General features: G+C 28.9%; 13 protein-coding genes. 7 read left to right on the top strand and 6 right to left on the bottom strand.

Annotated features, from left to right (window positions below; genetic code table 11):
- Position 1: 1 nt before the first annotated feature.
- The 6 genes from ACW9UN_RS14305 to ACW9UN_RS14280 all read left to right on the top strand — a co-directional run bounded on the left by ACW9UN_RS14305 (position 2) and on the right by ACW9UN_RS14280 (position 5,203).
- Entirely contained in the window at positions 2 to 457 is a 456-nt protein-coding gene (locus tag ACW9UN_RS14305; protein ID WP_459486992.1) for a sterol desaturase family protein, read from the top strand.
- Positions 458 to 481: 24 nt separating this feature from the next.
- Positions 482 to 1,966, top strand: coding sequence for a 1-hydroxycarotenoid 3,4-desaturase CrtD (gene crtD / locus ACW9UN_RS14300; protein ID WP_459486991.1), 1,485 nt, complete (start codon positions 482 to 484; stop codon positions 1,964 to 1,966).
- A complete protein-coding gene (locus tag ACW9UN_RS14295) occupies positions 1,963 to 2,592 on the top strand; it encodes a carotenoid biosynthesis protein (protein WP_459486990.1) in 630 nt (209 codons plus the stop codon). Before crtD ends, ACW9UN_RS14295 begins: the two co-directional genes overlap by 4 nt.
- A complete protein-coding gene (locus ACW9UN_RS14290; RefSeq protein WP_459486989.1) occupies positions 2,592 to 3,740 on the top strand; it encodes a lycopene cyclase family protein in 1,149 nt (382 codons plus the stop codon). Before ACW9UN_RS14295 ends, ACW9UN_RS14290 begins: the two co-directional genes overlap by 1 nt.
- A gap of 83 nt (positions 3,741 to 3,823) precedes the next feature.
- Complete coding sequence (locus tag ACW9UN_RS14285) at positions 3,824 to 4,612, top strand: metallophosphoesterase family protein (protein WP_459486988.1); 789 nt, start codon at positions 3,824 to 3,826, stop codon at positions 4,610 to 4,612.
- A 3-nt stretch (positions 4,613 to 4,615) separates the two neighbouring features.
- Positions 4,616 to 5,203: a hypothetical protein gene (locus ACW9UN_RS14280; protein ID WP_459486987.1), complete on the top strand. Its 588-nt coding sequence runs from the start codon at positions 4,616 to 4,618 to the stop codon at positions 5,201 to 5,203.
- 11 nt (positions 5,204 to 5,214) lie between these two features.
- Here the strand turns inward: ACW9UN_RS14280 and ACW9UN_RS14275 are convergent, their stop codons facing one another.
- The 5 genes from ACW9UN_RS14275 to ACW9UN_RS14255 form a co-directional block, all read right to left on the bottom strand.
- A complete protein-coding gene (locus ACW9UN_RS14275; protein WP_459486986.1) occupies positions 5,215 to 5,943 on the bottom strand; it encodes an esterase family protein in 729 nt (242 codons plus the stop codon).
- 17 nt (positions 5,944 to 5,960) lie between these two features.
- Positions 5,961 to 6,587 carry a GDSL-type esterase/lipase family protein gene (locus ACW9UN_RS14270; RefSeq protein ID WP_459486985.1) on the bottom strand — a complete coding sequence of 209 codons (627 nt, stop codon included), beginning with the start codon at positions 6,585 to 6,587 and terminating at the stop codon, positions 5,961 to 5,963.
- Positions 6,588 to 7,030: 443 nt separating this feature from the next.
- Positions 7,031 to 8,110, bottom strand: coding sequence for an exonuclease domain-containing protein (locus ACW9UN_RS14265; RefSeq protein ID WP_459486984.1), 1,080 nt, complete (start codon positions 8,108 to 8,110; stop codon positions 7,031 to 7,033).
- 28 nt (positions 8,111 to 8,138) lie between these two features.
- Positions 8,139 to 8,810, bottom strand: a complete 672-nt coding sequence (locus tag ACW9UN_RS14260) for a YggS family pyridoxal phosphate-dependent enzyme (RefSeq protein ID WP_459486983.1) — start codon at positions 8,808 to 8,810, stop codon at positions 8,139 to 8,141.
- A gap of 43 nt (positions 8,811 to 8,853) precedes the next feature.
- A complete protein-coding gene (locus tag ACW9UN_RS14255; protein ID WP_459486982.1) occupies positions 8,854 to 10,089 on the bottom strand; it encodes a DUF1015 domain-containing protein in 1,236 nt (411 codons plus the stop codon).
- A gap of 276 nt (positions 10,090 to 10,365) precedes the next feature.
- On the opposite strand from ACW9UN_RS14255, the gene ACW9UN_RS14250 reads away from it, so the two are divergent.
- Positions 10,366 to 10,797 (top strand): DUF4268 domain-containing protein, encoded by a 432-nt coding sequence (locus ACW9UN_RS14250; protein ID WP_459486981.1) that lies wholly within the window; start codon positions 10,366 to 10,368, stop codon positions 10,795 to 10,797.
- A gap of 269 nt (positions 10,798 to 11,066) precedes the next feature.
- Here the strand turns inward: ACW9UN_RS14250 and ACW9UN_RS14245 are convergent.
- The coding region (locus tag ACW9UN_RS14245; RefSeq protein WP_459486980.1) for a LysR family transcriptional regulator at positions 11,067 to 11,953 on the bottom strand (887 nt) is incomplete at its 5' end.

Raw genomic sequence — 11,953 nt, 5'->3', positions numbered from 1 at the left:
AATGATTTTTGCATTAATCACATTAGCTACGTTTGTTGTAATGGAGGGTGTTACTTGGTGTACACATAAATACATTATGCATGGTTTTGGGTGGTTTTTGCATGAAGATCATCATCAACCTGGATATCCTCATGTATTTGAAAAAAACGACGCTTTTTTTGTAATTTTTGCTATACCTAGTTCTTTATCTATATTTTTTGGGTTAGAACAACAACTTTATTGGTTAGCAGCAATTGGCTTCGGAATTCTTTTTTATGGTCTAGCCTATTTTTTAGTTCATGATGTGCTCATTCATCAACGCTTTAAATGGTTTAAACACACCAAAAACAGGTACTTACTAGGTTTACGTAAAGCACATAAAATTCATCATAAAAACATGGGCAAAGAAGAAAGTGAGTGCTTTGGTATGCTTTTCGTACCATTTAAATATTTTAGAAAACCCAATTTAAAAGCTTAAACGTATACCTACACTTTTTAATTAATGGATAACCAAAAGAAGAAAGTAATTGTAGTTGGTGCTGGTATTGCAGGTTTAGCAGCTGCTATTCGTTTACAATCTGCAGGTTTTTTAGTCACAGTTTTTGATGCCAATACTTATTTTGGTGGTAAACTAACCGCTTTTTCAGAAAACGGATACCGATTTGATATGGGGCCCTCTTTGTTTACCATGCCTCAATTTCTAGAAGACTTATTCAAAGCCACAAACAAAAACATTCAAGATTACTTTGAATACAAGAAAAAAGAAGTTGTTTGCGAATATTTTTATGAAGATGGCACTCGTTTTACAGCTGCTGCAGATATTTTTCAATTTGCTAAAAATGCAACAAATTCTTTTGATGTAGATGAAGCTCAGTTGCACAAATATTTTAATAAAAGTAAAAAAAAATACGATTTAACCGCTTCTTTATTTTTAGAAAAATCTTTGCACAAGTTAAGTACTTATTTATCTAAAGATACGATTAATGCTATTTTTAGAATCAACAGTTTAGATATTAATACAACCTTACACAACTACAACAAAGCTGTTTTTAAGGATAAAAAATTAGTGCAACTTTTTGATCGATTTGCCACCTATAATGGTTCATCACCCTATAAAACCCCAGGAATTATGTCTATGATTCCGCATTTAGAACAATATTTTGGAACCTACTTTCCTAAAGGAGGCATGCATTCCATAACCACATCTATGTACAACTTGGCCAAAGATATTGGAGTAAAATTTCAATTTAATACTTTGGTTGATGAAATTTTAGTTGATAATAAAAAAGCAAAAGGTATTATAGCCAAAGGTGTAACATATTTTTCTAATATTGTAGTTTCTAATGCTGATGTTGTGCCCACTTACCGCAAATTATTAAAAAAACAACAGGCACCAGAAAAAATACTAAACCAACCAAGATCTAGTGCTGCATTAATATTTTATTGGGGAATTGAAAGAGAATTCCCAGAATTAGATTTGCACAATATCTTTTTTTCTAAAGATTATAAAAAAGAGTTTCAAGTTATTTTTGATGATAAAAATGTTTGTAATGATCCTACAATTTATGTAAACATATCATCAAAAGAAGAAGAAAATGATGCACCTAAAGGTTCTGAAAACTGGTTTGTTATGGTAAACGTACCATCAAACACTGGCCAAGATTGGGATGAAATTATCCAAAGAACTAAAAAGAATATTATCGATAAACTGTCTAGAATACTAAAGGTCGATTTTAACCAACTAATCAATTACGAATCTATTCTAGATCCAAAAAAAATTGAAGCGAATACACAATCGCATCAAGGTGCTTTGTATGGCGCGTCTAGTAATAATAAATTTGCAGCTTTTTTAAGACATCCAAACTTTAGTCAAACTATTAAAAACCTTTATTTTTGTGGAGGTAGTGTGCATCCAGGAGGTGGAATTCCTTTGTGTTTACTATCGGGTAAAATTGTATCAGAATTAATTGTAAACAATCATAAATGATAACCAAATACAAAGCATATATTACCATATTTATCATTTGGTTATTTAATATTTCTGGTATTTTTGGTATTTTATCATCATATCAAGATTGGTTTTTAAGCTTAACTCCGTTAAATTTATTGGTATATTTTTTTGCTATTCTTTGGAATTTACAAGGCATTAATTCTCGTTTTTTTATCGCTTTTTCTATCCCTTTTTTTATCGGGTTTATCACTGAGTTTCTAGGTGTTAATTATGGTTGGTTTTTTGGTAATTATGAATATGGAGAAAATTTAGGATTTAAAATTGGTGGTGTACCTATTATGATTTGTGTAAATTGGGGCGTATTAACCGTTATTACAGCAGATGTTTCACAAAAAATTACCAAAAACAAGATATTACGATTTTTATTAGGTGGGGTATTTATGATGTTGTTAGATTTAATTATAGAGGTTGTAGCCCCAAGATTCGATTTTTGGGAATTTGAAAACGGTATTGTGCCAATAAAAAACTATGTAGCCTGGTTTTTAATTGCTGCCATTGCACATGCTTTTTACAATAGGTTTCACATAAAAACAGATCAAAAAGTTTCTATACACATACTTATGGCTATTCTTATTTTCTTTTCTACCTTTTTGTTCTTTTGATGAAAAACTACGATTACATAATACTTGGTGCTGGTGCCTCTGGTTTAATGATGGCTTACAAAATGGCTAAGGATACTTTTTTTGATGATAAAAACATTTTAATTATCGACAAAGAAAAAAAAACCAGCAATGACAGAACTTGGTGTTATTGGGAAAAAGGAAAAGGCGAATGGGACGATATTTTACAAACTTCTTGGAACACCATACTTTTTGAAAGCGAAACGTATCACCTTAAAAAAAAGATAACGCCTTATACCTATAAGTTGATAAGAAGTAGTACGTTTTATCAAAAAATATGGTCAATTTTAGACACAAAAAAACATATAGATTTTGTAATGTCTGATGTAAAAGCAATTCATCAAGAAAAGAATTTTGCTACAGTTACCACAAACAAATCTAAATATGCTACTAAAAAATTATTGAACAGTATTTTATTTGATTCACAATATTTAAAACAAACAAAATATCCTGTTTTAAAACAACATTTTGTAGGGTGGTTTGTAGAGTTGCAAGAAAATACTTTTGATGACACTACAGCAACTTTTATGGATTTTAATATCCCTCAAAAAAACAATACAAGATTCATGTACGTATTGCCTTTAAGCAAAAAGGTTGCACTTTTTGAGTATACACTTTTTTCTGAAGAATTATTGCAGTATAGTGTTTATGAAGATGCTATTAAAAACTATTTACAAAAAAAGAAGATTATAAATTATACCATTATTGAAAAAGAAGATGGTATTATACCCATGACATCTTATAAATTTTGGAAAAAAAATTCTAAAAACATTATTCACATTGGCACTTCTGGTGGCTGGTCTAAAGCCAGTACAGGCTTTACATTTAAAAATACCATAAAAAAAACTACCGAATTAATATCTTATTTAAAAGAAAACAAACCACTTACAAATTTTCACAAAGTATCAAGGTATTGGTTTTATGATTTGTTATTATTAGATATTTTGGCTGAAAAAAATCTATTGGGTACATCACTTTTTAGTAGGTTATTTAAAAGAAATTCTATTGCAAAAATATTTCAATTTTTAGATGGCGAAACTTCTTTTATTGATGATTTATCAATCATGTCTAAAATGCCAAGCTACTTGTTTTGTAAAGCTATATTTAAAAGAATTCTACATAAAAACTAACTCTCAAATTATCCAACTGCTTTCTTTTTAACTATTTTTGCAACTTAATTTTACATTTATTATTAGTTGAAACTTTTTTTCAAATGAAATTTATCAAGGTATTTTTTTTTCTTTTCATTATTGTATTCATAATATCTTGTGATACTATTTTTGAATATACTGTTTACGATGCTGATGTTAAAGAAGAACATAAAAACACAACATCTAAAAATTTAGAGATCTTAAAAAATATTGAAGTCAATTCTCAAGATTTTAAATTTGCTTTCCTAACAGACAGCCATTATTATTACGATAATCTTAAAACGGTTGTAGACCATATTAATACGAATGACGAGATACTATTTGTTGTTTTTGGTGGCGATATTACAGAACAGGCACTTTTAAAAGAATATGAGATTTTTTATGATATTATGGCAGATCTTAAAAAACCCTATTTTACGGTTATTGGCAATCACGATTATAATTCTAACGGAAATTTAATTTATTCGAGAATGTTTGGCGATTATAATTACACATTTCAATTTAATAATAATAAGTTTATTCTTTTTGATGATATTGTATGGGAGAGTAAAAAAACACCTGATTTTGATTGGTTATCATCAGAATTAAAAGATCATAATTCTTTTAATGAAGTATTTGTTATTGCACACATCCCTCCAAATGGTGATCAATTTACAGACGAAATGGGTAGTACTTACAGAAATATTATGACCAATAACAATGTGCCATTATCCATTCATGGCCACACGCATACTTACAATTATGAAAAAGGAGATGTAAGTTATTTAACGATACCTTCACTCAAAGAATTAGCTTACGGCATTGTTACGGTTCGAGAAAAATCTTTTGCAATAGAGTTGATAGAATTATAAAAAATGAAACACATAGCTACTTTAATTTTTTTATTCATTTTTTCTGCAAACATTTTTGCTCAAGAAGTTACAGAAAAAAAGAAATCATGGTACGTACCTGATTATGCTTCTTTACAATTTGCTGGTAACATAGGCCTATTATCTACTGGTGTAGGATATGAAATTTTTGATAATGTTTGGTTTGCTGAGCTATTATATGGTTACATACCTGAAGCTATTACAGAGGCTAAGTCTACTCATTTAATTACTATTAAAAATACATTTCCTATTTTTACTAAAGAATTATCAAAAAACTATTTTATATCTCCAATTGCTGGTTTAACTGCAACTTATGATGCAACAACAAATACATTTACCACCTTACCTAGCCAGTTTACAAAAGGTTATTATGTATCTAATGCCATTCATTTTGTTATTTTTGGGGGCGTAAAAATTCATAAAGACTTTGATGCTAAAAGTATTTTTAAAGGAATCGATTTCTATTATGAATTGGGTACAGTAGAGTCTTATTTATGGTATGCCATAACCTCTAAAGAAGTATCTATGGGAGATGCTTTTAGTTCTGCAATAGGAGTACATTTTTATTTTTAACGATTGAAAATCTAAAAATAAATTTGAACCATTTTTCTCCAATAGCGTGCTTTGTGCGCTCTTTCGTCCCACTCGTAAACTTGGTGCGTAATACCTTTTTCATGTAAAATACTTGATAAAATGTAATTACTTTCTAAAAAAGGATCTTCTTTACCAATTACTAAAATAATATCCATTTTATCAATTTGCTCAATTAAAATGGGATCATCAATATTTTTTAAATATTGATTGGGCATATTAAAATACACAAAATCGTTATGAAAGCCACTTAACAAATCTTTAAAATATCCTTTAGATTTAGTCAAATCATAACGACCACTTAAACCTACAACTTTACAAAATAAATTAGGATGACGCATGGCTACATTTACAGCATGGTAAGCACCTAAACTACATCCTGTAGAGATAACGTTTGTATTGCTATTAATTTTATTTGCTAAAGGCAATACTTCTTCTAACACATATTTTTCGTATTGAATGTGTCTATAAATTCTATAGCCAGGATGCACAAAACTGTTATAGAAAGATTCTAAATCTACACTATCAACACAAAAAATTTGTAGATATCCGTTAGTTATTTTTTCTTCTAAAGCTTTAATTACTTTCCAGTTTTCGTAATCGTAAAAACGCCCCATTCTGGGTGGAAAAAACAATACTTTTGCTCCAGAATCACCATAGACCAAAATCTCCATCTCTTTTTCAAGATTTGGACTATACCATTTGTGATATTCTCTTTTCATAGATTTTTATAAAGCAATTATTCCAATTCAATTTTTTCTAAAACTCTTTCTGGAAAAATTGCCTTTTTCTTTTTCAACGCATTAATTAACATCTTGTACCCCTCACTATTAAAATGCAGTCCATCTTCTTGATAGTATTTTTGATCTGGATTACCATTTTCATCCAAAAGTGTTTCAAAAATATCAACAAAGTAAAAATGAGGATCTTTAAGCACTAACGTTTCAATACAAGTATTGGTATAATGAATACTTTCTAACAAATTTTTGCGAGCAATACTAGGCTTTATAGATATATAAGTACACTTTACGTTTCCGTATTTGGCTCTAATTTTAGCTAACAAATTTTCTAAAAACAAAACAACTTCTTCTGGGTGTCTTCCATCTCCTAAATCATTATCACCTGCATAAATTACAATAGAATCAGGGTTTTTAATATTTTTAAAAACACGATCAAAAAACCAAGTACAAGCCGCTAAAGTAGAGCCTCCAAAACCTAGATTAACAGGGTTGTAAGCTCTAAAAACAGTTGCTAATTCTTGCCATAATGTAAATGTTGAACTCCCATAAAAAATCATTTTAGGAAGATACGCTAAACACTCTACTTCATTTTCTAATCGCTCTAAATCTGGATGATACCAAAACATGAATCCCTTTTTTATTTTTTGGCTAATATAGTATATTAATGCTAATTTTTGTAATTACAATAGTCAACTAAAAGCTTAGAAACAATTATGTGCTACTTGTTCTATAATTATGCACCTGCTACCAATACGTGTTGCTATTTGTTTATTTTTTTGCTTAAATTGTTTCCGATTTAAAGTAATCATTATTTGTTTATAAAACTTTTAAAGGCTTTTATAATTTGATGAAAAATAGCTGATATTTTTAGCTACTCAACAAACAACATCTTGTAAGATTTTAAAACGCGATATACAATAAGGCTTTTACGAATTCAACACCTGTACATAAATATTTGTTGAAGATTTGTTGTCTGTTTTTATGATTTCACCCAAAGTCACTTGCCTTATTTTAGCTCGTTTATTATAAAACCGATATCATTATAAAAACTTGGAAACAATTTTTTTATTTAAAATCGAATAATTTTTTGAACCTTATTTTTATTTAAATAATTCTTTACAATAGTTTTAGCAAGTTCTTTTTGAGATACAGTTGTTAATAACGATTTAAGAATGCCGATATTATTTTCTTGATAAGCCAAATTGGTATATCCAAAACTTGTAACGTTGTTATTTTCAATCAAAATTACAGCATTTTCCTCTACTTCTCTACCCTTATCTAAGATGATAAAATTATCATGATTAAAATTATCGTCTGTTAACTTAAATTTTTTCTTAAAGTTAAATTTGGGTGATAAGGTTTCTAAAGCAATATAATATTTTAAGCGAGTAAATAACTCATTGCCAGTTTTGTTATAAGAAACAGAAGTAGCTCTATCTTGAACTTTTACTGCACGCCTTGTGGTTTTTAAAAACAGTTTGTTAATTTCTATATTGATATTTTTACCTTTACCTATAAAAATTACCTTTCCATTCGCATCGTGTACATAAAAAATGCCCAAAACTCGGGGTATTTCTTCTATTAAGTTTTTTAGTTTTTCTTTTTCTAATCGTTTGTCAAAATATTTGATAGAATTTTGAATGATATTTTTTTTGGTATCTTTTTCTAACAATAATTTAAACAGCTGTATGGTTGCCAAAGCATCTCCAGAAGCTCTGTGTCTGTCTGTTATTGGTATGCCTAAAGATCGGGTTAATTTACCTAAACTGTATGAGGGTTGGTTTGGCATTAACTGCTGACTTAATTCTACCGTGCATAAAGTATTTCTTTGAAAATCAAACCCTAAACGATTAAACTCTGTTCTTAAAATACGGTAATCGAAAGCAGCATTGTGTGCTATTAATATACAGTCTTTTGTAATTTCTACAATACGTTTTGCTACTTCGTAAAATTTAGGAGCGTTTCTAAGCATTTTACTGTTAATCCCTGTAAGTTTAACAACAAATTCTTGAATTTCTCTTTCTGGGTTTACTAATGATATAAATTGATCTAGAACTTCGTGTCCGTCAAATTTGTAAATAGCTATCTCTGTGATGCCCTCTTCATTAAATTTACCTCCTGTAGTTTCAATATCTAAAATTGCGTACAATATCTTTTTCTTTATTTTTTTGCGAAATTTACTGATTATAATTTCGATGACCAAATATAGAGCTGCCAACTCTTATCATTGTACTTCCGTTTTCAATGGCTATTTGGTAATCTCCACTCATTCCCATAGACAAAATGCTTAACGCACAATTTTCTGTATTTACCTTTGTTTTTAAGTCTTCAAAGAGATTTTTAAGTGATGTAAATTCCTCTTTTAATTGGGTTTCATCATCAGTAAATGTAGCCATACCCATTAAACCAACTATTTTAATATTATTTAGTTCAGAAAGTTCATCAGAAGTTAAAATGGTTGTAATGGCATCAAAAGATAACCCAAATTTGGTGTCTTCTTGCGCTATTTTTGCTTGTAACAAACAGCAAATAACTCTATCGTGTTTTTTTGCTTCTTTATTAATTACCTTTAAGGTTTTTAATTTATCAACCCCATGAATTAAATCTACAAAATGTGCCATATATTTTACCTTATTGCTTTGTAAATGACCAATCATATGCCATTGAATATCTTTAGGTAAAGCATCATATTTGTCAACCATTTCCTGAATTTTATTTTCACCAAAAATACGCTGACCTGCGTTGTAGGCTTCTTGTAAATCTGCTACAGGTTTGGTTTTAGAAACAGCAACTAACGTTACATTTTCGGGTAAAGTTGATTTTATATTTTCTAAGTTTTTTTTAATCATTCTTATCTATTTTAAAAAGGTTTATACTGATGTTTTAAAAACATCAAAATTCGTACATTGTTAATCCGCTTCTTAATTTTGGTTGAATATATGTAGTTTTTGGAGGCATTTTTAAATTTGCATCTGCAATTTCTTTCATTTCATGGATTCCTATAGGATACAAACCAAAACCAACTTTGTACAACCCTTCATCTACCTTTGTTTTAATAGAAATAGCATTTGTTTGGTTATGCGAATACGCAATCCTATCATTATTAGTTACATCATCTATACCTAAAATTGGATGCAACACTGTGTTGTATAAAATTTCTGCATCTAATTTACTTAAAGCATCTGTAAAATGGTATGAATTTTTTCTTAAATATAAGGCATAAAATTCTCCTTGAAGATACATAGTAAAATGATGTTTTTTAGTAGGTGTATATATGTGTTGTCCTTTATTTTCTATGTTAAAAACAGTGCTTAATTGCTGTAAAAAATCATTTACAGACAAACCATTTAAATCTCTAATAAATCTATTAAAAGCTAAAATTTTTAATTCAGATTCAGGTATAAGGTAACTCATAAAAAAATTGTACGCTTCCTGGCCATTATGATTTGGGTTTTCTGATGCCAAATCTTTAGCCAATAATGCAGAAGAAGCAGACCTATGGTGGCCATCAGCAATATATAATGATTCTATTTTATGAAATGCATCTGAAATTTGGTGTATGCTCTTTTCCACTTTAATCAACCAAAGTTTATGCAATTGTTTATCGGTTGTAGAAAATTCGTATTCTGGTCTTTTTTCCTTTTCTTTTTTGATGATTTTAGCTATTGTTTCATCATCTTGAAAAGTTAACAATACGGGTTCTGCATTAAAGCCAGTTACTTTTAAATAGTTTTCGAAAAGCTGTTCTCTTTCGCTAATAGTTGCCTCGTGTTTTTTAATGTTATTGTTCTTATAATCTTCTACACTTGTGGCTGCAATGATTCCGCAAACTGCACTGTTATTACTTACTCTTTCGTAAATATAAAAAGAGGGGATATCATCTTTAATAAAGATATTCTTTTCTTTAAATTCTAAATAGCGATGATGTACCAATTGAAAACGTTCTTCTCCTCTAACCTCTTGATGGAATTTATACCCAGGATGTATTACATGTAAAAATGAAAACGGATTAAAGTCTAATTTTGCACCCAATTCAGCAGGGCTATATGCCTCATAAGATTTTGAGGATACCAAAGCCACTTTATCTCTACTTGGGCGTACTGCTTTAAAAGGTTTTACAATTGCCATTTTTAGTTGTTGGTTATTTAATTCGGCTTTTTTTATTATTAATAGATGTTAAAAATATTCACCTGCTTACATAAAATGTAAATTTATAAAAGCAAATTTGTAAAGAATACAAAAAACAAATATACGGATTATAAGCAGGTTCTAATTACAATAAAAACATTCTTAATACTTGTAGTTGTATTGACTTTTTTTCTAAAATTGCGATTTAAATTTGATATAGAATACACAAAAAAACTATACATTTGAACTACACTAATTTGATGTTATAAACTAAAAATGTTCTCTAAAGAAGAGGCTGCTGCCTTAAGAAAGTTGTTTTGGACAAGTTTTGGAAAATCTTTTCCAAGAAAATGGTTGTTGTACAATACTAAAATAAAAGGACTTGCTTTTAAATTTGTTGCAGACAGAAAAAAAGCCTTGGTTTGTTTAGATATCGATACAAATGACGAAGTAGCAAATTTGCTCTATTACGATCAACTACTTTCTTTAAAGTCCTTATTAGAAAACGAACTCCCTAGTGTTGTTTTTGATAACGCTTACGTGCTTCAAAATGGAAAAACAATCCATAGAATTTACGTGACTTTCGACAAAAAATTTAGTATTTATAATAAAAATACTTGGCGAGATTGTTATGAGTTTTATCTAGAAACCATGTCGAAATTTGAGCTATTTTATTTTGAGTATGAAGACATCATTAAAAACATATAAAAACTTAGCAATAGGTCTAAAAACCAAAAAAATTGCATTAAAGACGGAAAAATTATATCATTTTTATGCTTTTGTGCATATAACTTTTGCGTAATAATTTAACTAAAAAAACGACTGCCATAACACTTTAAAATTTAGCCTTTAACTGGTAGTGCTATTACAGAATTAAGCGCTTTAATCACAAAAAAACATCTATTATCCAAATAGAAATTCCATAAAACTTTTATAAGTAGACCAGTCCTAGCAATTAATTTTATTGAGTTGAGCCTTTATTTCATTTTTGCTTTAAAAATATTCTTAATTGTATCTAGTTCCTTATTATACTTCAAATCTGTACTTGATGCAAAATATAAAGTATTTTCTGTTTGTACTTCACCCTCCCAAACTAAGTTTATTTGGTTTCTTAAAATTTGTTCTTGGCATAAAAAATCTGGAACTAATGCGAGTCCATTTCCATTGTTTAAACATCTAATAATAGAAGTAAGATTTGGTAAAATATAGTTGGGTTTGAAAGCAGGTTTCTTATTAAAATTTTCAAACCAAAAACGTCTAAAATGTTCCATTTCATTAGATGAACTGTACCAAACATTTTGGAGCAACTCTTTTTCTAATTGTTCTAAATCTTTTGTTTTAATGTGATTTTGTATTTGGGTTATATTTGTTTTAGTTCCTGCTATTAAAACAATTCTTTCTTTTGAAAAGGGTACATATTCAACGAATGATTTTTTTTCGTTCTGTTTTTTAGGGGTTATTACTAAATCTAAAATACCGTTGTTTAGGTCTTTTATTAAATCTGTGTGTGCTCCAAATCTGGCAACTAAATCAAAGTTTAATTTCGGAATTTCGGGTTCAATAATCAATTGAAACATTTCAGAACACATCCCTACATTTAGTGATGGTTTTTTTTCTTGTGTTGTTTTTTTAAAATGCTGTTCAGCAATCTCAAGTTTTTTTATAGATTCAATAATATATTCATATAAAAATTTTCCATCTTCTGTTGGAATCATTTTTCTTGAAGTGCGTTCAAAAAGTTTTTTACCAACATAAGCTTCTAGTGCATTTAAGTGTACACTAACTCCAGGTTGAGAAGCATATAGAGCAACAGAAGCTTTTGTTAATGTTTCGTTTTCATATATTTCTTTAAATGTTCTATACC

It is taken from the genome of Polaribacter litoreus, assembly GCF_054584775.1.
Note: the sequence above shows the minus strand (reverse complement) of the source record. Positions and strands in the feature narration are given on the sequence as shown.